This window comes from Sorangium sp. So ce385, assembly GCF_051474135.1.
In the GTDB taxonomy this organism is placed as follows: domain Bacteria; phylum Myxococcota_A; class Polyangia; order Polyangiales; family Polyangiaceae; genus Sorangium; species Sorangium cellulosum_D.
The window spans coordinates 4,818,343-4,842,251 of sequence record NZ_CP150337.1 but is presented as its reverse complement, the minus strand read 5'-3'; the positions used below and the strand labels follow the sequence as shown (position 1 = coordinate 4,842,251).

General features: G+C 74.5%; 13 protein-coding genes. 5 read left to right on the top strand and 8 right to left on the bottom strand.

The window, feature by feature from the left end; translation table 11 throughout:
• Positions 1 to 39: 39 nt before the first annotated feature.
• Genes WME83_RS17770 through WME83_RS17760 form a run of 3 tightly spaced genes read right to left on the bottom strand, consistent with a single transcriptional unit; the run spans position 40 to position 4,989 of the window.
• A complete protein-coding gene (locus WME83_RS17770) occupies positions 40 to 1,953 on the bottom strand; it encodes a L,D-transpeptidase (protein ID WP_437320471.1) in 1,914 nt (637 codons plus the stop codon).
• Positions 1,954 to 2,011: 58 nt separating this feature from the next.
• Positions 2,012 to 3,376: a DUF1552 domain-containing protein gene (locus WME83_RS17765; RefSeq protein ID WP_437320470.1), complete on the bottom strand. Its 1,365-nt coding sequence runs from the start codon at positions 3,374 to 3,376 to the stop codon at positions 2,012 to 2,014.
• Positions 3,373 to 4,989, bottom strand: coding sequence for a DUF1592 domain-containing protein (locus tag WME83_RS17760; RefSeq protein ID WP_437320469.1), 1,617 nt, complete (start codon positions 4,987 to 4,989; stop codon positions 3,373 to 3,375). The genes WME83_RS17765 and WME83_RS17760 overlap by 4 nt, the downstream gene beginning before the upstream one ends.
• Positions 4,990 to 5,346: 357 nt before the next feature.
• On the opposite strand from WME83_RS17760, the gene WME83_RS17755 reads away from it, so the two are divergent.
• The 3 genes from WME83_RS17755 to WME83_RS17745 all read left to right on the top strand — a co-directional run bounded on the left by WME83_RS17755 (position 5,347) and on the right by WME83_RS17745 (position 9,949).
• Positions 5,347 to 6,759: a hypothetical protein gene (locus WME83_RS17755; RefSeq protein WP_437320468.1), complete on the top strand. Its 1,413-nt coding sequence runs from the start codon at positions 5,347 to 5,349 to the stop codon at positions 6,757 to 6,759.
• A 14-nt stretch (positions 6,760 to 6,773) separates the two neighbouring features.
• The gene (locus tag WME83_RS17750; protein ID WP_437320467.1) at positions 6,774 to 7,373 is read left to right on the top strand and encodes a hypothetical protein; all 600 of its coding nucleotides are present in this window, start codon (positions 6,774 to 6,776) and stop codon (positions 7,371 to 7,373) included.
• 107 nt (positions 7,374 to 7,480) lie between these two features.
• On the top strand, positions 7,481 to 9,949 hold the full coding sequence (locus tag WME83_RS17745) for a hypothetical protein (RefSeq protein ID WP_437320466.1): 2,469 nt from the start codon (positions 7,481 to 7,483) through the stop codon (positions 9,947 to 9,949).
• A gap of 281 nt (positions 9,950 to 10,230) precedes the next feature.
• Here WME83_RS17745 and WME83_RS17740 read toward each other — a convergent pair whose 3' ends face one another.
• Positions 10,231 to 11,793 carry a tetratricopeptide repeat protein gene (locus WME83_RS17740; protein ID WP_437320465.1) on the bottom strand — a complete coding sequence of 521 codons (1,563 nt, stop codon included), beginning with the start codon at positions 11,791 to 11,793 and terminating at the stop codon, positions 10,231 to 10,233.
• Between the two features lie 247 nt (positions 11,794 to 12,040).
• Between WME83_RS17740 and WME83_RS17735 the strand changes: the two genes are divergently transcribed.
• On the top strand, positions 12,041 to 13,318 hold the full coding sequence (locus WME83_RS17735; RefSeq protein WP_437320464.1) for a hypothetical protein: 1,278 nt from the start codon (positions 12,041 to 12,043) through the stop codon (positions 13,316 to 13,318).
• A 168-nt stretch (positions 13,319 to 13,486) separates the two neighbouring features.
• Here WME83_RS17735 and WME83_RS17730 read toward each other — a convergent pair whose 3' ends face one another.
• From WME83_RS17730 to WME83_RS17720, 3 genes are all read right to left on the bottom strand, one after another.
• The gene (locus tag WME83_RS17730) at positions 13,487 to 15,103 is read right to left on the bottom strand and encodes a hypothetical protein (RefSeq protein ID WP_437320463.1); all 1,617 of its coding nucleotides are present in this window, start codon (positions 15,101 to 15,103) and stop codon (positions 13,487 to 13,489) included.
• Positions 15,104 to 15,288: 185 nt separating this feature from the next.
• Positions 15,289 to 16,197 carry a hypothetical protein gene (locus WME83_RS17725; RefSeq protein WP_437320462.1) on the bottom strand — a complete coding sequence of 303 codons (909 nt, stop codon included), beginning with the start codon at positions 16,195 to 16,197 and terminating at the stop codon, positions 15,289 to 15,291.
• Entirely contained in the window at positions 16,194 to 17,732 is a 1,539-nt protein-coding gene (locus WME83_RS17720) for a hypothetical protein (protein ID WP_437320461.1), read from the bottom strand. Before WME83_RS17720 ends, WME83_RS17725 begins: the two co-directional genes overlap by 4 nt.
• Before the next feature lie 336 nt (positions 17,733 to 18,068).
• Here WME83_RS17720 and WME83_RS17715 point away from each other — a divergent pair, with 336 nt between their 5' ends.
• Positions 18,069 to 21,959 carry a serine/threonine-protein kinase gene (locus WME83_RS17715; protein ID WP_437320460.1) on the top strand — a complete coding sequence of 1,297 codons (3,891 nt, stop codon included), beginning with the start codon at positions 18,069 to 18,071 and terminating at the stop codon, positions 21,957 to 21,959.
• A gap of 282 nt (positions 21,960 to 22,241) precedes the next feature.
• On the opposite strand, the gene WME83_RS17710 is transcribed toward WME83_RS17715, so the two are convergent.
• Positions 22,242 to 23,861, bottom strand: a complete 1,620-nt coding sequence (locus WME83_RS17710; RefSeq protein WP_437320459.1) for a protein kinase domain-containing protein — start codon at positions 23,859 to 23,861, stop codon at positions 22,242 to 22,244.
• Positions 23,862 to 23,909 lie beyond the last annotated feature (48 nt).

The following is a 23,909-nucleotide window of genomic DNA, read 5'->3' as shown; positions in this document are numbered from 1 at the left end:
TTCGAATCTCTCCCGTCACGGAGCCGCCCGACAGGCAGCTCACTCGTGAATGATGATCGTCGTCCCCTCGCCCAGTTCCTCGCCCGTGTTGATGGCGTGCCACCCGGGCGGCACCGGGGGATCGGTCCACAGGAACACCCGGTGGGCGTCGATGGGCGACAGGTTGATGCAGCCGTGGCTGCGCGGCGTGCCGAAGACGTCGTGCCAGTACGCGGCGTGGAGCGCGTAGCCGCTCGCGAAGTACTGGATGTACGGCACGTCCTTGAGGGCGTACGTCCCCTCGCCGCGCCGCCGCGTGACGCCGTACTCCCCGTCGCCCTTGCGGGGCACCGCCTTCTGGCCCGCCTCGGGCTTCTCCGCCGCGCTCGCGCCCGGCTTCTTCTTCGAGCGCTCCTTCGAGGAGCCGCCCTTGTCCGGCTTCGCGCCCCGCGAGGCCGAGGGCGCCTCCGCGGTCGTCTCCGGGCGGCCGCCGACGCTCGACGACTCGTTCGAGTCCATCGTCGCCGTGATGTGCTTGTTGCGCATGCGGAAGACGCCGCGCACCGTCGCGGTCGTGGTCTTGGGATCGGCCACCCCCGCCTGACCGGTCGAGACCAGCGTGGCATAGACGGGGCGCTTGCCCTCCCAGAGGACGAGCGTCTGGTGCGTGATCGAGACCTCGATCCACTTCTCGCCCTTCTCGGCGACCGCCGGCCACGCGGACGGGGCGACCGCGAGCCCCACGTCGAGCTGGCTCACGTACCGCTGGTCCTTCGTCCGGTAGTACTTCACCCCCTCGAGCCGGCGCATCCTGCCGGTGAGCGGGAGGACCTCGCGGAACGGGAGCTCCTTGCCCGGCGTCGCCTTGTCCCCCTCGATCTCGACGTCGCGCGCGCTCCGCGCCCGGACGAACGCGAGCGGCAGCGTGAGCTCGTCGTTCAGCTCGACGCCGTGCCACGGCGAGCCCGTGTCCGGCTTGATCTTCGTCGCGGGCGCGAGCCGGAGATCCGTCGTGATCGCGAACCGCCGGTTCAACGACTCCGGCCCGGTCGGGAACGAGCCGATCAGCGACAGGCCGGTGAAGCGGCGCGCCCGATCGGCGAAGACCGCGTAGTCCGGGACCTTGAAGTCGCTGATGTTGCGGATGAGGCGCTTGCCGCCCTCCAGCCAGAACGGGATCGGGTCGTTCTCCCCCTCCGCGCCGAGCAGGGCGCCCTCGCCGAGCTCGAGCGAGTTCTTCCCGAGGCCGAGCTCGCCGATCCGCTTGCCCGGCAGCGGCACGCCCCGCGCGTCGATCGGCACGTCGTTCGCGCCGAGGTCGACCCGCTGCACCGTCGCCTTGTTCTCCTCGAACCACGCGAGGTGCTCGTCGAGCTTGAACTCCGACTTCCGCTGCTCCTCGGCGGTGGGCACGCGCAGGTAGAGCGGCAGCACGGCGCGGACGAAGGCATACCGGTACGGGAGCGCGCTCCTCAGGTTCGGCCCGGGACCGGCGGCCTTGAGGATGGGGTCGTCGAGATCGAGCGTCGCGTCCTCGCCGACGCAGAGGAAGCCGCGCGGCTCGATCGCGTACCACCCGCCCGGGCAGCCGGCCGTGCCGGCGGGCTCCGCGGCGCGCGGCACCCTCGAGCCGACCCGCAGGTAGCCGAGCTTCTTCGAGGTGTCGCGCGGCTCTTTGTAAACGGTCGCGACGAACGCGGTGACCCCGAGCAGCGGCTTGTCGCTCGGCGGCCACGCGGCCGCCTCCGCCGTCGCTGCCGCGGGCGCCGCCGCCGCAGCGGCCACGGCTTCCGCGCCCGCGTCGCCGGCCTGGGCCCCGGCGTCCGCCGGCGCGTCCGCGGGCTTCTTGCACCCGACCGCGCCGCACGCGGCCGCCGAGAGCGCCGCGAGGCGCGCGAGACGAAGGACCAGGCGCGCCGCGCGCGTCGAGCGCGCCGCGCGGCGAGGCTTCCCTGAAGACAGCAGGCCGCCCATGCGCGCGTACTTGCCAAAAACGGCGCGCGACGAAAAGCCCAAAACGGCCGCCCGGCGCTCAGGCCAGGAGGCCCGGCAGCGGACCCGTGCAGTACGCGGGGTTGCCGAACGTGGGCACGTCCACGCCCATCGCGTTGCACAGCGTCACGAGCAGGTCGTTGTGGGCGTCGCCGCCGTAGCGCACGTACCTCCCGGTCCGGAGCGCCCCGCCGGCGCCGCCCGCGATCACGTACGGCATGTTGTGCCGCGAGTGGGTCTGCCCCTCCGAGATGTCGGTGCACCAGAGGATGAGCGTGTTGTCGAGCAGCGTGCCCGTGCCCTCCTTCACCGCGTCGAGCTTCCCGAGCAGGTACGCGAGCTGCTCCGCGTGCCAGCGCCCGATGTCGATGAGCTGCTGCTGCTTGGTCTCGTCGGTCACGTTCGAGTGCGAGAGCGAGTGGTGCGTGTCCGACTGGCCGAGCCAGGTGAACACCTTCCCGGCCTGCGTCGAGCTCCACTGGAGCGACGCGACCCGCGTGAGATCGCAGGCGAGCGCCATCGCGAGCAGATCCATCTGCAGCTTCCCGATCGCCGGGTAGTTGTCGTTCGCGTAGACGTCGAGCGGATCGCCGAGCTCCGGCAGCGCGCACGCGCCGCCGAGGAGCCCCGGCGCGTCGAGGCGCTTCTCGATCTCGCCCACCGCGTCGAGGTGCTGCTCCAGCTTCTGCCGGTCCTCGCCCCCCAGCGTCCTCGCGAGCGAGCCGTAGTCCTCCATGACGCTGCCGAGCACCCGGCGGCGCAGGGCGCGCCGCCGCTCGAGGTCCGCCGGGTCGGCGCTGAGGTCGAGGAAGAGCCGGTCGAACGCCGCGCGCGGATCGTCCTCGGGCGGGACCGGCTGGGCCGGGCCGAGGTACGAGACGCGCGACGAGACGTTGGCGTACTGGACCTGCACGCCGAGCTCGAGCGACGAGAGCTTCGTGCTCTGCCCGAGCTTCGCGGCGAGGAACTGGTCGACCGAGATGCCGCCGCCCCAGCCGACGCGCGCCGCGGGGTTGCAGGCGTACGGGAAGAGCGTCCCCTCCTGGAGCTCCGTGCCGGTGAGGGCCTGGCCGATGCCCTGCTGGTGGGGATCGCCCGGCCCGTGGTAGGCCGAGTCCATGTTGATGCCGTCGATGACGAGCAGCTTTTCCCGGTAGGGCGAGAGCGGGGCGAGGATCTCGCCGAGCTCGAACGACGCCCCGGTCCCGGTCGGCTCCCACGCCTTCTTGACGGTGCCGAGGCCCGTGAAGAAGACGACGAAGCGCTTCGGGAAATCGACGGCGCTCGCCGAGCCGCCCATCGCGTCGAGGAACGGCAGCGCGAGGGCGAGCCCGCCCGCGCCGCGCAGGAAGGCGCGGCGATCCAGGCGGCTCCGCGGCGCGCGGCGCGGCGCGGCGCGGCTCACGGCGCCCCCCCGTCGCCGGGCAGCGCGCGGCGGTAGCGGAACGCGTCCGTCTGGGTCAGCGCCACGAGCAGCGCCTTGATGTTGTAACCGCTCTCGGCGAACGCCGCCTGGATCTGGGTCATGCTGCACTCGTCCTCCGCCTGCTCGGCGCGGCCGTAGCCGAAGCGGAACCACTGCGTCGCGACGCACTGGCGCACCCCGTCGCTCTCCGCGAGGCGGTGCGCGAGCTCCACCGCCCCGTCGAACGGCCCGTCCGCGCCGCCGGTCCCCCCGATCTCGCCGCTCGCGTCGATCGGGACGCCCTGGTCGGCCTCGCGGTAGAGGCCGATCCCGTCGTAGCGCTCGAACCCGAAGCCGATCGGATCCATGAGCTTGTGGCAGCCGGAGCAGCTCGGGTCCGTGGCGTGCTGCTCGAACCGCCGGCGGGTCGGGATCCCGTCCCGCACCTCGGGCGGCTGGATGTCCACGTCGGGCGGCGGCGGCGGCAAGATCTGGCAGAGCAGCCGCTCGCGGACGAACTTGCCGCGGTGCACGGGCGAGGACTGGTTCGGCTTCGCGAGCACCGAGAGCAGGCTCGCGTGGGTGAGGAAGCCGGCGCGCTGCGACGGATCGAGCGGCACGATCGCGAGCTCGTCCGGCGCCCCGGCGGGCCCCTCCGGGAGCCCGTAGAACGCGCGGAGCTCGGCGTTCATCAGCGAGTACGGCGCCGTCAGCAGCGTCGCCACGTCGCCGGCGGCGTCGTCGAACACGACGTGCTCGAGGAACGCCTCGGTCTCCGCCCGGAGGAGCGCCGGGAGCCCGGCCTGGAAGCTCGGGTAGACCGCGGGGTCCTTGGTGAGGGTGTCGATGTTCGACAGCTGCAGCCACTGCGCGTGGAAGTTCGCGACCGCGGCGCGGGCGCGCGGGTCGTCGAGCAGGCGGCGGGCGTGCGCGGCGATCTGCGCGGCGGTGCGGAGCTCGCCCGCGTCGGCCGCGGCGAACAGCGCGTCGTCGGGCATCGAGCCCCAGAGCAGGTACGACAGCCGCGAGGCGATCTCGTGATCGGAGAGCGGCACCACGCCGTCCCCGATCGGATCCGGCATGCCGAGCTCGACGCGGTAGAGGAAGTGCGGCGACTGGAGCATCGCCTGGATCACGAGCTCGACGCCGGTGGAGAAGCCGTGCTCGCCGTTCCCCCAGGCGAAGAGCCGCGCGAACCGCTCGCCCTCCGCCGGCGTGAGCGGCCGCCGGAACGCGCGCTTGCCGAAGCGCGCGATGAGCTCGTCGGCGCACACCTCGGGCCCCTGCACCGCCGGATCGCACCCCTCGAGGAGCCTCTCGGGGTTTCGCGCGGCCCGGGCCGCGATCGCCTCAGAGGCCTTCATGAGCTGCTCGGCGAGCAGCGGCGTGACGCCGAGCGCCGCCGCCTGGTTGTTGAACCCGAGCGCCTCCTCCTCGACCACGAAGGCGTCGGCCGGCGCGCTGTCGTCGCCGAGGAGATCCCGGATCGTGTTGTTGTACTCGAAGCGCGTCATCCGCCGGAGCGGCGAGGCGCCCGGCCGGATCTCGGCGCAGCGCGTCGGCTCGCCGTCCGCCCCGGCGCCGGACCTGCCCGAGCAGGCGGCTGCCGCCATCACGGCGATCATCGCGGCCCCCAGCGAGGAGAAAGGGCCGCGCCGCGCGCGGGAGTGCCGTCCTCTTGACCGATCCATGTGCCCTCTGCCTGGGACGTGCTGGTCTGAGATGCGTTGCGTCGCGGCGCCGCGCATCGCTCGACACTTTTCTACTTGATTGAAGCCAGTCAAGGAAGGCGGGCGCGCGACGCGGCAAGCCTTCAGAATCCGGTCGTAGCGGAGTCTCTTAGCGACACTGCGTGTCGCGCGTAAATATCCCCCATCCTTTCGCAAGACGCTGGATTCCGTCCCGACATCGCTTGTAGGCTCGCGCGCGTGCAAGCTTCAGTCGACGTCGCTGCCACCACGAAAAGGCCCGTGCGCAAGCTCACTAGGTTCACCACGCTGTCCCTCTCTTTGAGCCTCTGTGGGAGGATCCTCCTCGGGCTCTCCGCCGCGACCGCAGCCACGTTCGCGGTCTCGCCGGTCGTGCTCGCCGCCCCCAAGGCGTCGAAGTCGATCGCGGTCCACGTCGAGGGGCCCAACGCGGATGCGATCCGCGAGGACATCCTCTCGCTGGTCCCGAAGACGCTGGAGGTCGTCGAGCCTGCCGCGTTCTCGAAGGCGCTGAAGGGCGCCGGCCAGACCAAGCCCGTCGGGGACGCGGTGGTGATGAAGGGCCTGCGGAAGAAGTCCATCGACCGCATCCGCAAGGCCGGCAAGACCGTGAAGGCGGAGGGCGTGATCTACGGCGTCTCGCGGACGAACAAGAAGAAGAAGAAAGAGGTCTACCTCGTTTACGTCGACGAGAACGCGGGCGACCTCGCGGTGGACGGCGCGGTGCCGCTGGGCGGCTCGGACGACGACCGCAAGAAGGCGCTGGAAGATCTGCTCGGCCCCACGCTGGCGCAGATCGCGCCGCCGCCCGCCGATGACGAGAAGAAGGACGGCGGCGGCGACGGCGACGGCGACGGCGAGGGAGAGGGCGGCGACGGCGAGGACGGCGGCGACGGCGACGGCGACGGCGAGGAGAAGGCCGAGGGCGGCAAGGACGACGGGGGCCCGGCGCGCAAGCGCAACGACGTCCGCTCGGCGCTCTTCTCGGTCGAGCTCGGCGTCGAGTTCGTGGGCCGCTGGTTCGACTACTCCGATCCGCTCTCGCAGAACCTCCGGCCCTACAACGTCTTCGGTCAGCCGGCGCTGTCGGTCTCCGCAGAGCTGTACCCGCTCGCGGGCACGAACATCGCGGTGCTCAAGGGCCTCGGGATCACCGCCGGGTACGCGCGGGCGCTCGGCCTCAACTCGGCGGTGGGCGACGGCGACCCGCTCAGCACGACCTACCAGCGCATCAACCTCGGGCTGCGCGAGCGGCTGACGCTCGGCGAGTCGACGGTGCTCGGGATCAACGCCGGGGTCCGGTTCCTGACCTTCGAGATCGACGCGCCGGACGACCTCGCTGCGACCGTGCCGAACGTCGACTACACGATCTTCCGCGCCGGCCTCGACGCGCGCATCCCGGCCGGCCCGGTCGCGCTGGCGCTGGGCGCCGACTACCTGATGCCCCTCTCGACCGGCCCGGTCTACGATCGGTTCACCGGCGCCAGCGTCCAGGGCATCGGCGCGACGGCCGGCGTGCTCGTCCCGGTCGCGAAGGGGATCGAGGCGCGGCTGCTCGTCGAGTACGCCCGGTTCTTCTCGTCGTTCCAGCCGGAGCTCAGCGACGACTACGCCGCCGGCGGGGCAACGGACCAGTACCTGGGGATTCGGCTCGCCGGGGCCTACATCTACTGAGAGTGAGGTAGCACGTGACGACCATCGCTTCCCTTTCCAGGCGCGCGGCGTTCGCCGCCGCCGCGCTGCTGAGCGGCGCCGCGCTGCTCGCCAGCTGCGCGGGGACCCTCGACGAGGACTTCAAGGAGGAGTACGCCGCCGGCGGCGACGAAGGCGCCGGCGCCAGCGACGGCCAGGGCGCCACGACGGCGGCCGGCGGCGGCGGCGCCCCCAGCGCCACCACCGGCGGCGACGCGGTGACCACCGGCGACGCGGCGGCGACCACCGGCGGCGACGCGGCGGCCACCACCGCGACCACCGGCGGCGGCCCCCCGACGTGCGCCGAGGCCCCGACGCTGATCGCGAACTCGTGCGGCTTCGCAGGCTGCCACGACGAAGGCACGAAGGTCTCGGGCATCGTCCTGGCGGCGGGGTTCGAGACGAAGTTCAGGGACCAGCCGTCCCAGTCGTGCGGCGGCTCGGTGCTCGTGCCGGGTCAGCCGGACATGAGCTCGCTCTACACGAAGCTCATGGATGATCCGCCGTGCGGCAACCGGATGCCGTTCAACATGAATCCGCTCACCGAAGAGCAGAAGGCGTGCGTGCGCGACTGGATCACCGCGCTCCCGCCGTGAGGGCCTGAGGGAGCGGAACGCCGCGGGCGGCGGCGGGGGCGGCGCGTCGTTCCACCGACGAGCCCGCCTCGTTGGCGCCCCCGCGGCCAGACGCTACGCTCGCCGCGATGCTGCGCCGGCGCTCGTTCTGGATCGCCGCGGCCGCTGTCGCCTACACGGCCTTCGCCGCGCTCCGGGCGTCCGGCGGCCACGGGCCCGCGTGGCTCGCCCTGCTCGGGCTGCCGGCGCTGCTCGCGCTCGGCCTGCGGTGGGTCGAGCGGCCGCCGCGCGGGGAGGACCGGATCGAGCCGGCCGCCCGCGGCGCCGCCGCCGTGTGCCTCACCGGCGCCGCGATGCTCGCCGCCGCGCGGAGCGGCCCCACCGGGCTCGCGCTGATCGCGCTCGGCAACCTCGGCGCGGCGGCGGCGTCGATGGCCGCCCTGGTCGGGCTCGCGCGCATCGCCGGCCTCGGCGGGCTGCTCGAGCCCCCGCCCAGCACGCGGCGCCTCGACGCCGCGGCGTTCGCCTCGCTCTTCTGGACCGTCGCGGTCGCCCTGCCCGCCGTGTCCGCGGCGGCGCCCGAGCGCGCGGCGGATCTCGATCCGCTGCTCGTGCACTACGCCACCTCCGCGGCGTCGCTCGGCTCGCTCACGGTGATGCTCGTGGCGATCGCGCGCGTCCGCATCGCGCGGCGGCTCGAGCTCGGCGTCGCCGACCGGGTCGAGGCCGCGCTCCTGCTCTCGGCGACCGCGCTCGCGGTCGGCCTCGCGGCGGCGTTCGTCGGCGTCGCGGCGCCCGAGTCGATCCTGCCCGTCACGAGCGCGGTCGCGGCGGTCTGCGTCGCGTTCTGCACCGTGGCCGCGGACGCCGCGCAGGTCTCGCGCGCGCTCCGCCGCACGCTGGCGCTCGCGGCGCTCGCGACCCCGCCGGCGCTCCTCGCGGTGTACGCGGTGCACGAGGCGCCGCGCGGCGATCTCGGGCTCCGCGGCGCGCCGGCGTCGTCGGTCGGCGTCGCCGTGTTCGGCGCGTGCGCGCTCTGCGCGCTCGCCGGGCTCGCCGCGCCGGCCCTCTCGCGGCGGTTCGCGCCGGAGGGGGCGCGCTGGCTCGGCGCCTTCGACGCCGCGACGCGCGCGGCCATGAACCCCGAGCCCGAGGCGGCGCTGGAGGCGGCGCTCTCCGCGCTGCGCGACGCGTCCGACGCCGGCACGGCCGGGCAGGCGCCGCCGGCGCTGTACCTGCTCTCGCCGCCCGAGCGGGTGACCGTCGATCGCGCGGGCTACGCGCACACCGCGCCGGCGGAGGTGCCGGCGCGCCTCGTCGAGCTCGCGCAGCTCGAGCCGGAGCGCGTCCTGCGCGTCGAGGCCGCCGAGGCGGTCGAGGTCCGGCGGCCGGAGGTGCGCCCGCTGCTCGCGTGGCTCGCCGAGCGCGACATCGGCGTGGTGGCGCTGGTGAACGACGCGGAGGGGCCGATCGGGGCGCTCGCGATCCCGCGGGGCCGGCGCGCGTCGCCGATGACGCTGGAGGAGGTGTGCGGCCTGCGCGCGGTCGCCGACCGGCTCGGCGCGGTGATCGCGGTGTCGGCGATGCTGTCGGGGTCGCGCGGGCGGGAGGTCGCCGCCCGCCGCGAGGCCGAGGAGCGCGCGCGGGAGGTGAGCCGGCTCGAGCGCGCCGTGGCGCAGGGCGCGGGCCGGTTCCGCGCGATCGCGGCGCTGCTCTCGCGGCCGGCGCGGGCCGCGGCCTACAGCCCCGCCGCGCGCGCGGCGCTCGAGCAGCTGGAGCGGCTCGGCGAGGCCGGCGGCCCGGTCACGCTGCTGACCGCGCCCGGGATCGACGCGGTCGCGTGGGGCGCGGTCGTGCACCTGTCGTCCGCGCGCGCGGGCGGCCCGCTGGCGATCGTCGACGGCGCGGCGCCGGTGCCCGAGGGGTTCGCGCAGGCGTTCGCGCAGGCGCGGGGCGCCTCCGCGGGGCCCGCGGGCGGCGTCCCCTCCGCGCCGGCGGGCGGCGCCGGGCCCGCGGGCGCGGAGGGGGCGCCGCCCGCGCTGGCGCTGTGGCGCGATCCGGACAGCTCGCCGATCGAGGCGGCGAAGGGGGGCACGCTGCTCATCCTCGACGCGCAGGCGTTGCCGGCCGAGGTGCAGAGCTACCTCGGCGCGGCGCTGCCGGACGACGTGCGGCTCGTCGTGGCGGTGCCCCAGACGGTCGACGCGCTGGTGGCGACCGGCCAGATGAGCGAGCGGCTCGGCGATCGTCTCGGCGATCGGGCGGTCGCGCTGCCGTCGCTGTCGTCGCGCGCCGAGGACCTCCGGGCGCTCGCGCTGGATCACCTCGCGCGCATCGGCGTCCGGCTGCGGGGGCGGCCGTTCGGCCTGGACCTGCGCGCCCTGCAGGCGGTGCTCGATCATCCGTGGCCCGGCAACGACGCCGAGATGGGCGCGGTCCTCCTCCGCGCGGCGCTCATGGCCAAGGGCGACGTGATCGGCGAGCGGGAGCTCGCGGCGATCGGGTTCGCCCCGCAGCCGGAGCCCTCCAGCCAGGGAGGCGCCGCCCGGAGCGAGCCGCGGCGCGCCCGGCGGCGGCGCGCGGACAAGGCGGGGTAGCCGCGCGGCCGGCGCGCAGCTCACGGTGGGGGGACCGCCGCCAGCACGCAATCCGCCGTGGGGGGACCGCCGCCAGCACGCAATCCGCCGTGGGGGGACCGCCGCCAGCACGCAATCCGCCGTGGGGGGACCGCCGCCAGCACGCAATCCGCCGTGGGGGGACCGCCGCCAGCACGCAATCCGCCGTGGGGGGACCGCCGCCAGCACGCAATCCGCCGTGGGGGGACCGCCGCCAGCACGCAATCCGCCGTGGGGGGACCGCCGCCGGAGCAAGCGGGTCGCTACGCCTCCGGCCGGAGCCGCCGCGCGGCCCTGGGCGGCACGCCGGGCCGCAGCGCCGCGGGGCGCAGCATGTCCTTCTGGATGAAGTGCTCGAACATGTGCCGGCAGCTGGGGCAGGGGCTGACGGGATCGCCGGCGTCGAAGTACCTGGACGCCTCGGCCTGGATCGCGATCCCGCCGTCGGGGAGCTCGCGGAGCGCCTGCCGGACCCTCGCCTCGCCCGCGCTCCCGGGCGGGAGCCTCCGCTCGCGCTCCCACGCCATCAGGTAGTCGCTGAGCGCCGCGGGCGCCGCGCACCGGGGCGCGCTGATCGGGAGCTCGGCCGGCGCGCCCTTCGAGAGCGCCTCGATCCAGTCGCGGTACCACGCCGTGAAGCTGTCGTGGGTCGGGAGCAGGCCCGAGCCCGCCGCGCGGAGATCGGCCCAGACGGTGCCGGCGCGCGGGCCGCGCACCACGAGCACGGAGAAGTAGCCGCAGCCCATGTGCGCGAGGGCGATCGTGCCGCGGACCGTCGCGTCGGCCCGGTACGCGGCGCGCTCGGACGCGCTCATCGCCCGCGGCTGGGGCCGGTAGGGCCGCGTGTGGGGGAAGTCGCCCGCGAGGCTCTCGAGCTGCCCCGGGCCGTCGAGCGGCAGGAGCCCGTAGTAGGGCCCCGCGCCGGCGCTGCCCACGCGGGTGAGGAACGCCGCGTAGTCGGCGGGGATGCGGGTGCCCGAGGACGCCTCGATGCGGCGGAGCTCCTCCGGCGCGAGCGGCGGGAGGAGCCGGTAGCCGTGCTCGCGGGCGCCGAAGCGGTTGAGCCACGGGTCGTGATCGCGGTGGAGGTGGTCGAGCGCCTCGGCGACGCCGGCGATGAAGCCCTCGACGACGGCGATGGGCGCGGGGTGGTGGAGCCCTTCGGCGCGCAGGCGCTCGAGCGCCCGCGCGGCGGCTGCGCTCTCCGGGTGCGCCTTCTCGTACGCCGCGAGCTTGTCGTACCAGGAGGCGTCGCCATCGCGCACGGCGCGGTGGCAGGCGTAGGCCGGGAAGGCCACGGGGTGCGCCGGCTGCTTGTCGAGGACGGCCTCGAGGTGGCGCAGGCCCTCGGCGGTGCGGCCGGCTTCGCAGAGCATCGCGCCGAGGTCGCAGCGGGCCGAGACGTCCTCGGGATCGAGGCGGGCGGCGGCCTCGAACGCGCCCTGGGCCGCGTCGATGTCGCCTCGCTCCCGGAGGGCGTACGCGAGGCTCACGGCGGTGGCGAACGTGGGCTCGAGCTCGAACGCGCGGCGGGCGAGCTGCGCGGCCTCGTCCAGCCGGCCGAGCTTGCGGAGGATCATGCCGGCGACCCACGCGACCTGCGGGTGGTCCGGGTGGCTTGCGCGGAGCGCGTCGAGGGCGGGCAGGGTCTTTTCGAGGGCGCCGCGGGCCTTGGCGTCGAGGCGCTCGTCGGGGTGGCGGGCGAGCAGCTTCACCAGGCGGTAGACGGCGTCGCCGACGTCCATGCGCGCGACGCTCTTCGGGGTGAGCTCCGGGGCGCCCTGTCGCGGCGTGGGTTTCTGCTTGCGCCGCCCGATCTTCGTCACGGCGAGACGGTAGCGCGCGTCGGCGGCGGTACCAAGCGACGAGCGCGGGGCGGGGCTCTCAGCTCATCCCGCGCCTCTGGACGATGGCTGGACAACCGCCGCCGAGCGGGCGCGTGATCGGCGGAGGCACGAACGCAAGTCGCTATTCTTCATCCCATCCCACGAACCACCTCAGCCGGCCGAACGCACACGGACCCATGAATCTTGGTACGTGGAGTACTGACAACGGCAGCTTCGTGAGGCAGCGATGAGCTCCGGGAAGGCGTTCCACCATGGCCTCGACACCGTCACGCCACCGGCCAGCCTTGCGTTGCGGCTAGACCGCCGCGACGAGCACATCGACCTGCGCATCGACGGCGCCCGCGTCGTGGAGCGTCCAGTCGGGAGAAGCCGCCGTGCCCCCTTCGAACGGCGTTTCCCCAGGACACATATCGCCGAAATTGTCTTTGAGCACCGGCTTGCTCGACTCCGCGCGGAGGGGTTCGTCACGGGCGGTCAACCCATCATCAATGCTCCTCCCAAGGAAGACATGCTCACCGCGCCCCGCCTGATCGGCGCGCAACTCGAGCGGCGGGGCGACCCGACGGGCACCCTGATCGCCTTTCAAGCCGAGCGGCTGCTTCGCGATGGGGACGATGCGCGCGCCATGGAACGCGAGCTCCTCGACTCGCTCAAGACGATGACCTTCGGCCCAATTCCCGATTTCGGCGAGCCCTTCGCGTGCATCGATGACGGTCACGGCGGCCTCATCGCTTGGGCCTACGATGAAGATGCGGCCACCATCGAGGACGAGCTCCGGCCAGAGCTCTCGCTCATCGGACGCGACACGCTCGGCTTCTCGCCCGACGATCCGGACGTCTCGCTCGGCGTCGTCGGACTGCATCGGCTGCGCCGACTCCTGGCGAGCGTCGCCGGACGCTCGCTCCGATCCCTCCGCCTCATGATCTCTGGCGCGCTCGGGCCATTCCTCGATCTGCTCAACGCGCACGGCTGCGCATCGGTGGTCACGTCGCTCGTGATCCGTGGGTCCAGTCCGCCGGTCGGCGCGGCGCTCCCTGGCCTACGCGGGCTGGGCGCGCCGGAGCGCATCCTCGCGCCGCTGCTCGCCCAGCCCGCGCCGGCGTTACGCCACCTGACCGTATTTCGCGGCGACGATGACGTACGAGGAGCCCTTGCACCGCTCGGTCCAGAAAAACTCCCGTCGCTCGAGCACCTCGCGCTGTGGTACCGCCCGACGCGCCCCGAAGGACTCCGTGCGCTCGGAGCGCATCCTCTCGTCCGGCGACTTCGGTCGCTCGAGATCTGGTCGGCAGACGACGCCAGGAGGTTCCCGTTCGAGGATCTCCTCGCGCTGCGCGCGTCCCTCTCGCACCTCGCCCGAATTCTCCTCGGAGGGCACCTCGTACCAGCGCGCGTTCAGGCGCAGCTCGCCGCATGGCCCGCGGTCGAGCTCGCAAGCTACGATCGACGTGAGGTCCTGGCGCTCGACATCGCCGCGCTCGGCTGGACGCAGGCGCAACGGTGAGCTCCTCTGCGCAGGAACGCGCCTCACGTGCGACGATCCGTTCCGCCGTTCCATGAGCGCCACCGGGGCGCCACCCGCAGCGAACGCGTCGGTTCTCTGCTCGGGCCGCGGAGCCAGGAGGCGGCGCGCCCCCGACGCCGCCGTTCGTGACACCGGTAGACGACGCGGTCAGTAGAACCGATACCCGAGGCCCACCGGCGCGGCGATCACGAACCCATCGAGCCCCTTCATGAACGTCGGCCAGGCGCTCAGGAGCAGCGCGCCGGACGTCCAGCTCGAGCTCGGCAGATCCGCGAGCACGAGCGACACCTCGACGCTGCCGCCGAACGCGAGCGTCTCGACGAGCGCGGTCTCGGGGAGGCTGCCCTCGCGCGCGTTCACGTCGACCTCGGTCCGGCCGTAGTTGCGGTCGACAAGCTCGGAGGGGATCTCCCCCTTCACGCCGGTGACCTTCGCGTCCTGCCCCACCGCGCCGACGAGCCCCGTCAGGCCGAGCCACAGGCGCCCGAAGCGCAGCGACGCAGACGGGCCGCCGACGGCCAGGTAGCCGCCGCCGAACCGGTAGCCGCCGAGCACCCGGGCGCCGAGGTGCAGCCGCTCGGAGAGCGCGACCCCGACGAAGGCCTGGCCGCCGGCGAACGGCCCGATCGCCGGCTCGAAGCTGGCGTGGCAGACCTCGTCGTTGCAGGGCGCGATGAGCTCGCCCTCCGGCAGGATGTTGTAGCTGTACGAATACGTGCTCAGGTCGCCGAAGCTGCCGGAGTCGATCAGCCCGATCAGCGCGCCGCCCGCCGCGCCGACCTCGAGCACGAAGGTGCCGGCATGTTTCGGTGAGGCGCCCGGGCTCGCCTCCGGCTCCTCGGCCGCGGAAGGCTCCTCGGGCTGCGCGCCCTCCTCCGGCCCCGCAGCGGCCTGTTCCGGCGCCGCCGCGCCCTTCTCGGCCCCAGCCGCGCCCTTCCCAGCCGCGCCCTTACCGCTCCCAGCCGCGCCCTTCCCGCCCCCAGCCGCGCCCTTCCCCTCCCCAGCCGCGCCCTTCCCGGCCCCAGCTGCCCCCTTCCCCACCCCGGCCGCGCCCTTGTCCGGCGCCGCGGTGGCCGCAGCCGCCGCCTCCTTCGCGGGCGCCTCCTCCGCCGGCGCGGGCTCGGGCGCCGCCGAGCCGTCCTTGGCCAGCGCCGGAACCGCCACGGCTTTCCGCTCGCCCCGCTTGATCGAGACCGACGCCTCCCACGTCTTTCGGCCGGGCGCGCTCGCGCTCACCTTGTGCTCGCCGGGATCGATCGGCCGGGCCTGGCCCCAGCTCGCGCTGTCGACCGGCGCCCCGTCGAGCGTCACCTCGAGCCCCTCGACGGCGGCGGCCCGCGGCACGTTCACCGTGAGCCGCGGGAGCCGCAGCTCGAGCCTCGCTCCCCTCGCCTTCGCGTCGGCCTCGAGCCGCTTGTTGCCCTCCTTGCGGGCCGCGGCGCTGAGATCGATGAACTCGGACCAGGCGGTCGCGAGCTTCCCCTGCTTCTCGTGGCAGGTGGCCAGCGCGAGGAGCGTGGCCGACCTCGGGCTCAGCCGGTAGCTCTCCTCGATCTTGGGGCAGGCCTCCGCGAGCTTGCCCTTCTTCATGAGCGCCTTGCCCTCGTCGAGCAGCGCAGACGCCTGGGCGAACGCGACGCCCGGGCTCACCGCCAGCGAGAGCGCGAGCGCCGCGCCGGCGATGCGCGCCCGCGGGCCCCGCGCGCGCCGGGCCGCCTCCCGAAGCAGGCCGACGCGGAGAGGGCGCCGGGGAAAAGAAAGCATGTCGTCGGAGTTCTCAGCGTCTTGCCGGTCCAAACGGTTCGTCGCTCCAGCGCGAGGCGCGTGAAAGGGGGCCGGAGCGTATCACGCCCCGTTTGAACCGATCAAAACCGCGCGGCGCGCCGCACGCCGATCGTCGCTCACCGATCGCGCTCGCCGCTCGCCGCTCGCCGCGCGCTGGACGCGCGTCACGCGGCCCCGGAGCGCTCGTCGAGCAGCTTGATCCCGGCGGCGACCTCGCTGGCGAACGACTCGGCGATCGCGCGCGCCCGACCGAACCGGGGCGGGACCTCCCTGGCGGCGCGGGCGAGCGTCGCGACGGCGAGGTCGTGCGGCTGGCGCAGGAGCACGCGGTACGCGAGGCTCCGGCCAGGCGGGGTGGCGACGACCGCGAGCGTCGAGGCGGACCACGCGAACGGCGGGCTCTTCCGGGTGGCGGTCGCGAGATCCGTGAGCGGCGTGCGCGTCATCCAGAGGGCGAGCGCGTCCGTGAAGTCCGGCGGGGCGAGCCCGGGGATGCCGTGACCCATCTCGGCCAGACCGACGCGCCGGGTCTCGACCTCGACGTTGCGCAGCTGCCGCCACCGGAGCAGCCGCGGGGGCGGGCGCTGGCCGCGGAAGCTCGCGCGGCCCGTCCACCAGGCGACCATCGCGTCCGTGCGAAAGCTGTCGAGCACGCGCGCGAACGTGGCGTGCCGCGACAGCGCGGTCGCGACGTCCGCCGGCGCCGGCACGAGCTCGCAGAGGTCGCGCACGCTCGCGAGCAGGCGCGGATAGCGGCTGCGCGTCAGGACGCCGGCGAGCTCGTGGTTCGTGAGCTGGAGCAGGTCGTTCAGCGCGGCGAGCAGCGCCCAGTCGGCGGCGGTGAGCTCCGGGAGCGTGTCCACCGGGGCGACGAGCCGGGCGACGCGGACGCGGACCACATCGATGCGCGAGCCGAGGTCGCGATCGAGCGCCCGCGCGCCGTCGCCGAGGAGGAGCGCGAGCCGGACGCCGAACGGGCGCACCGGGTGGAGGGGGCCGCCGAGGACGAGCGGGGCGAGCACGTTCGCCTGGAGCTCGGAGAGGCGCTCGGCGATCGCGTCGGGATCGGTCATTGGGGGGCCCGGCCGGCGCCCGGCGGGAGCGCCTTCGGCTCGCCGCTCGCGTCGGGCGGGGCGAGGTCGCGCAGCGGCCGGATGCCGACGCCGCCGAGCACGACCTCGGGCAGCTCGGTCGCCAGCGCGGCCGTGAGGCCCGCCGACTGCGCGGCCAGCGGCGACCACTGCTGCGCCTCGAGGAGCGCCGTCTCCAGGGGGACGAACGCGTCCTCGGGCACGCCGATCGCCCGCCCGTCGCGCCCGATGAACAGCGCTTGCCCGGCCGGGGCGCCCAGCGCGCGGAACAGCACGCCGGGCGCGACCGCGGGGACCGCGTCGTAGCCGGCGGGGATGTAGAGGCCCGGGTGGACCTCCCGGAAGAACTCGCCGACCGGGATCCCCTCGATGCCGGTCGGGTGGCGGAGGAACGCGCCCGCGGCCGTGAAGGCGATGCGGGCCCGCCGCAGCGTCTCGGGGCCGAGCGCGTAGGCGACGTGCCGGAGGAGCTGCATCTCCTCGGGCCGGATCCACGAGGCCGTGACCGTCCGCCACGGCTCGGAGCTCGGGACCAGGCGGAGCGACAGCACGACCGACGCGGGGCGCCGGGCGTCGCCCTCCGGCGTCACCCGCGCCACCGCGGGCTCGCGGCTGAGCTCGACCCGGGCGAACGCCGAGACGTCCCCCATCGCCGGCAGCTTCGTGATCTCCAGCGCCTCGCGGCCCCTCCCCCGGAAAAGCACGAGGCCCGCCTCGCTGAACACCGGGCAGGCGCGGAGGTTGACGGGGTGCCGGAACCCGATCTCCACCGCGGCGCCGGGGGCGACCGGGACGAAGTACCCGAGGCCGGGCGTGCTCGTCAGCAGCGGGACCATCCGGTCGGGGATGGTCGGCACGCGGAAGAGGTAGCGGAGGACCGGGGCGTCGTCGAAGCTCGACTCCGGCGGCCACTCGCACAGGCCGACCTCGGCCTCGACGCTGCTCCGGGACAGGTAGCGGATGAGCGCCGGGCCGAGCCCCGACTCCGCGACGAGCCAGCGGGACCCGGGCTCGCGCCCGGCGGCCGGATCGAGGTGCGGCTCGAGCCGGAGCAGCAGCGCGCGCACGTCGAGGCGCCGCTCGACCTCGTACGTCTGCGAGAAGGCGTTGTGGTAGAGCGAGAGCGCCGCGTCGCTGGGCAGGATCTGCGGGACGTCGTACCCGAACGGCGCGGCGGCGTCGCGGTACTGGACGAAGTGCCGGCTCGTCCCGGTGAAGCAGTAGCCGCCGGCCAGCCGGGCGATCTCGGCGACGCGGTCGAGCCGGTCGCTGCTCTCCGCGGCGAACAGGAGGGTGACCTCCCGGGCGCCCAGCTTCGATCGCACGACCTCGACGACGAGCGAGCGGAGGATGTCGCCGAGCGAGCCCTGCCGCGTGTAGAGCGCCAGGAAGGCGACGAGCCGATCGATCGACGGCAGGAGGACGAGCCCCTTGGCCCCGAGGGCGACGCCCTTGGCATCGAGCCCGAGGCCGGGCGTGCGCAGCCGGGTCTGGTGAACGGCGACGCGATCGAGCATCGAGGGACTCCCGACGTTAGCGCAGAGCCGCTGACCGTAAGAGGAGCTTTCGGATCCGTCAAGAGAGGCCCCCGCGCGCTCAGGCTTCCCTCGCGGCGCGCCCAGTCTTCCTTCCCGCGCGGCGCGACCCGGCGTCGCGGCGCGGCCCGGATTCGCGGCGCGACCGCGCGCGGCGCGACCGCGACACTGGAACTACCCTGGACGACAGCGTAGTCTCCTTGGCGAATGCGCCCCGTCGGAACACCGCAGACCCGCCCGGCCCGGCGTCATGAGATCGCCTCTCCGCCGCGCCGGAGCGCGCTCGGCGCCCATCCCACGGATCACGTTGGCTAGCGCATGAGCTCAGCGCGCATCGAGCCCGCAAGGCCGCTCATCGCCGGCCGATTCCACATCGAGCGCGAGGTCGGCCGCGGCGGGATCGGCACCGTGCACCGCGCGTACGACGTGCAGACCGAGCGGTACGTCGCGCTGAAGATCATCACCGCGCTCGGCGTCGACGCCGAGGGCCAGGCCCGGCTCTCCCGCGAGGGGCAGATCCTCTCGGAGCTCGATCACCCCGGGATCGTGCGGGTCGTGGCGTTCGGGACGCTCGATTCGACCACGGCGGACGCGGAGGGGCGACGCATCGAGGAGGGGACGACCTTCATCGCGATGGAGTGGCTCGACGGGGAGGACCTGGCGTCGCGCCAGCGGCGCTCCCCGCTGTCGCTGCGCGAGGGGCTGGAGGTCGGGCGCCAGGTGGCGAGCGCGCTCGCGGCCGCGCACGACGCGGGCGTCGTCCACCGCGACATCAAGCCGTCGAACATCCTCCTCCTGCGCGGGACGCCGGACGCCGGCGTCCGGGTCAAGCTCGTCGACTTCGGGGTGGCGGCGTCGAAGGAGGTCGTGCTCACGACCGACGCGGGCAGCCCCGTCGGCACGCCGGCGTACATCTCGCCGGAGCAGGCGCGCGGCGACGCGACGGTGGACGCGCGCAGCGACCTCTACTCGCTCGGCGCGACGCTGTTCGAGCTGGTCGCCGGCCGGCCGCCGCACATGGGGCCGACCTCGATCGCGACCCTCGTGCGCCTCGCGACCACGCCCGCGCCGCGGCTGTCGGAGTTCCTGCTCGACGTGGTCCCGGCGCTCGACGACCTGATCCACGCGCTCCTGCTCGCCGACCGGGAGCTCAGGCCGAGCTCGGCGCGCGAGGTGGCGGAGAAGCTCGCGGCGCTCGTCCACGAGCCGCACCTGCCCACCCCCTCCCCGCTGCGCGTGAGCGACAACCCGCCGGGCGTGATGGGCACGCGGCTCGTGACCACGATCGTGGCGCTGCACGTGGCCACCGGCGAGGAGCGGCAGCGCGAGCTCGAGGCGCTGCGGCGCCGCGGGGCCGACGCGCTGCCGCTCGGCGCCGACTCGATCGTCGCCCACCTCGGCGTGCGGCAGGCCCACGGCGACGAGGCGTCGCGGGCCCTCGAGCTCGGGCTCGGGCTCGGCGACCGCGGGGGCCGCGTCGGCGTCGCCTCCGGCCGCATGCGCGTCGACCGGACGCGATCGGCCGGCGAGGTCGTCGACCGCGCGGTCGCGCTCGCGCGCGAGGCGGGCCTCGGCCGCGTCCTCGCGGACGCGACCACGGTGGAGCTGTCCCGCGGGCGCTTCCTGGGCGAGGCGCTGGAGAGCGGCTCCGTGCGGGTGCTCTCGCGCGCGCCGAAGCGGCCCGACGCGCAGACGCCCTTCGTCGGGCGGGACGCCGAGCTCATCACCACCGTCGCGGCGTTCGACCGCTGCGTGGAGGACCGGACGCCGGTCGTGGCGAGCATCTCGGGGCCGCCGGGCATCGGCAAGAGCCGGCTCGCGCGCGAGTTCGTCGCCCGCATCGCCGACCGGCCGGATCCGCCGCGGCTCGTCCAGCTGCGCTGCGAGTCGTTCGGCCGGGCGCAGGCGCTCGGCGTGGCCACCGACGCGCTGCGCGTCCTCACGGGCCTGCCGAAGGGCGCGTCGCTGGAGCAGGCCGACGAGGCGGTGCGCGCGCGGCGGCTGCTCCACGGCGACGGCGGGCTCCTCGCGCGCCTCCTCGCGAACCAGCCGTTCCCCGACGGCGTCGACCTGCGCGGCGCGCGCGACGCGCTGTACCTCTCGATGACCGACATCGCGGTCGGCGCCGCCTCGATCGAGCCGTGCGCGCTGCTCGTCGAGGACGCGCAGTGGGCCGACCCGGAGAGCGTCGCGTGGCTCGATCACCTCCTCGGGCGGGCGACGGGCAGGGCGCTCTTCATCATGCTCATGGTGCGCCCGGCGTTCTGGCGCGACCAGGGCCAGCGCTTCACCGGCCGCGACCACGTCCGCGTGGAGCTGCGCCCCATCGCGCGCCGGGCCACGCGCGAGATCGCGCGGGCCGTCTTCAGCGCGGCCGCGGCGGCGCGGCCGTTCGACGACGCGACGCTCGACCGCGTGGCGCAGCAGGCGGCCGGCTCGCCGCTCTTCGCCGAGGAGCTCGCGCGGGTCATCGCCTCCGGCAAGGACGCGGCCACGGCGCCGACCATCGAGGCCGCCATCCAGGTGAGCCTCGACGCGCTCGACGAGCCGACGCGCGAGGCGGTGGTGCGCATGAGCGTCTTCGGCCTGTCCGTCTGGGACGTGGGCCTCGCCGAGGTCGGCGTGGCCGAGCCGGAGACCGCGCTGAAGAAGCTCATCGCCGCGGAGCTGCTCGTCGAGCAGCCCGCGTCGCGCTTCCCGGCCGCGCGCGAGTTCCTGTTCAAGCACGCGCTGGTCCGCGACGTCGCGTACGCGTCGGTCGGCGACGAGCTCCGGAAGAAGCTGCACGCGGCGGCGGCGCGCTGGCTCGACCGGCTGGGCGAGGACAGCGCCACGGTGGCGCAGCACTTCGACCTCGGCGGCGAGCACGAGGAGGCCGCGATCCGCTGGGAGGCCGCCGCGCGGCGCGCCCTCGCGACGAACTCGCTCCGCGACGCGGTCACCATGGCCGATCGCGCGCTCGTGTTCGCGCCCGACAAGCCGACGGCCTTCGCGCGCGCCGTCCTCCTGGAGGAGGCGTACTCGCGGCTCGACGCGCGCTCGCCCGAGCGCGACTCGGCGATCCGGGCGATGTGGGAGAACGTCTACGACGAGGCGAGCGAGCTGCGCACGCTCACCGCGCGCGCCCGCTACGATCACGCGTGCGGCTCCGGGATGGATCTGGAGGAGCGCCTGACGGCGCTGCGCGACCGCGCCCGGACGATCGATCTCGTCGAGGAGGAGGCGCAGTGCTCGGCCACGCTGGCGCAGGTCCACGCGTTCGCCGGGCAGCTCGCGATGGCGGAGCAGGAGGCCGCGCACCTGCTCGATCTCGCGGCGCGGCGGGGCCTCGTCTGGGCGGCGGTCGACGCCTGGCAGACGCGCGCCGTCGCGCACCAGACGCGCGGCGAGCCGGCCGCGGCGCTGGAGGCGCGCCGGAACGCGGCGCGGGCGGCGCGCCGCGCCGGGCTGCAGGAGCGCGAGGCGATGCTGACGATGAACGTCGGCTTCGCGCTCACGACCATCGGCGCGCGGGACGAGGCGCTCCAGGAGATCGAGGCGGGCATCGCCCGGGCGCAGGCGATCGGCAGCTCGGGCGCGGCGCGGCACGGGCAGATGATCTTGCTCTGCTGGGCGGCGACGTTCGGCCCCGAGCCGCGGCTCGACGCCGCGCTGGCCGAGCCGCGCGCGAGCGCGGACGAGGCCGCCGGGAGCATGTGGGTCGTGCGCGACCGGGTGACGCTCGGCATCCTGTTCTACCGGGGCTGCGAGCTCCTGCGCGTCGAGTCGTCGGGCCTCGGGCGGGCGCGCTCGCTGCTGAAGAAGGCCACGGAGGCCTACCGCGTCACGGAGAACCGCGACGTCCTCCCCGTGGCGCTCGGGTTCTGCGCCGAGGCGGAGCGCCGCTTCGGCAACGCCGAGCAGGCCCGCGAGATCGCGCGGGAGGCGGCGGCGCTCGTCGAGGCGGGCGCGCCGAGCCTGCTCAACGAGGCGCCGATCTACCTCGCGCTGCACGACGCCTGCGTGGACATGGGCGACCTCGTGGGCGCGCGGGAGGCGATGGAGCGCGCAATGCCGCCGCTCCTGCGCCGGCTGAAGGGCCTGGAGGGGACGCCCTACGCGAGCTCGTTCCTGCTCAACCTGCCGCAGAACTCGGCGCTGCTCGCGGCCGCCGAGGCCTACGGCTGCGTGCCGCCGTCGCTCGAGGCGATGATGAGCAGCAGGCCGTAGGCCTGCGCGCCGCGCGCTTCCGGCGCGGCCGCGGGCGAGAGTGGGGCCGCCGCGTCTGCCTCGGGGCCACCGCGCCGCCCTCCGGGCCGCCGCGCCGCCGCGTCTGCCTCGGGGCCACCGCGCCACCCTCCTGGCCGCCGCGCGCCCTCCGGGCCGCCGCGTCGCCCCTCCGGGCCGCCGCGCGCCCTCCGGGCCGCCGCGTCGCCCCTCCGGGCCGCCGCGCGCCCTCCGGGCCGCCGCGCGCCCGCCCGGGCGGCTACGGCGAGCCCGCGGCCCTGCCCGTCACTTCCGGGGCGCGGAGCCGCCGCCCTGCTTGGGGGGCGCCGTCTGCACCGGGCGCAGGTTGATGGTCAGCACCTCGTCGCGCGTGAACACCACGAAGCGCGCCTCCGGGGTGTACCCATCGGCCGTGACCCGGATGCGGTGTCCGGTGCCATCCCGGCTGAACCGCGCGAAGAACGGGTTGCTGGGGAGCTCCACGTCGTCGAGGTAGATCTTCGCGTCCATCGGCGTGGCGATGATCCGGAGCTCGATCAGGTTGGCGACCGGCGGCGCCGGCGCCGGCGGGATCACCATGGGCGTGGTCGTGTCGACCGGAGGGACCGTCGTCTCCGGCTCGTCCTTCATCGGGAACTGCGAGACGACCGCCCACGTGCCGCCGATCAAGAGCGCGGAGAGCAGCGCGACCCCCGCGCCCCAGAAGAGCGCCTTGCGCCCGGTCGGCTTCGTGTTGGCGACCATGATCGTGGGGATCGTCTGGCGGTTCGAGATGCTGTCCTCGCGCGCGCCGTCGTCGCCCAGCATCGGGTCCGCGACCGGCGCGGCGGCGAACTGCTGCGCCATCTGCGACACCGGCATGCGCTGCGACCACGGCACCGCGCCGCGCTCCTCGAGCACCGGGAGGATCTCGAACTCCTCCGCGCCCTCGCCCGAGGCCGCGTGGAGCCGCCCGAGCTGGTCGCTGATGGCGGACCGCACCTCGGCCCGGCGGTGCGCGAACGTCTCGCCGATGAGGCGGCCGATCTCGGCCGACGACGGGCGCCGGCCCATCGTCGCGAGGTAGGCCTCGACGTCCTCGCGCATCTGCGCCGCCGTCGCGTAGCGCTCTTCGGGCGCCATCGCGAGGGCGCGCGAGCAGATCCGATCGAGCGCCTCGGGCGCCGCGGGCCACCGCTCGCGCAGCTGCGGGATCTCGCCGAACGTGAGCCGCTGGAGGATCTGCACGTCGGAGAGATCCCCCCAGAAGCGCTCGCCCACGACGAGCTCCCAGAAGATCAGGCCCATCGAGAAGATGTCCGCGCGGCGGTCGACCGTCGTCGCGAGGGCCTGCTCCGGCGCCATGTACCGGATCTTCCCCTTGACGACGCCCGTGCTCGTGTCCGCGTCGCGCGTCGCCCACTTCGCGATGCCGAAGTCGACGACCTTCGCCTGCCCGTCGTAGGTGACGAAGATGTTGTGCGGGCTGATGTCGCGGTGGACCACCTGGAGCGGCTGCCCGTTGAAGTCCATCAGGTCGTGCGCGTAGTGCAGCCCGGCGAGCGCGTCCGAGAGGATCGCCAGGTAGACCGCGCGGTGACGCGAGGGGTCGATCTTCCTGCAGATCCGATCGAGCGAGTGCCCCTCCAGGTACTCCATCACGATGTAGTACTGGTCGTCGATCTGACCGCACTCGTACGTCTGCACGACGTTCGGGTGGTTCAGGCGCGCGGCGAGCCTCGCTTCATCGAGGAACATCGCGTTGACTTCGGGCTCGGTGGCGATCCCCGGCTTGAGCCGCTTGATCACGACCAGCTTCTCGAAGCCGAGCGGGCCGCGATGCGCAGCGAGGAAGACCTCGGCCATCCCACCCTGCCCCAGCTTTGCGATCAGCCTGTATCTCCCGAAGCCTCTCGCGGACTGCACGGGGAGCCGGACGATCATCGATGACGAGGTCACAGCACCCGATCGTTC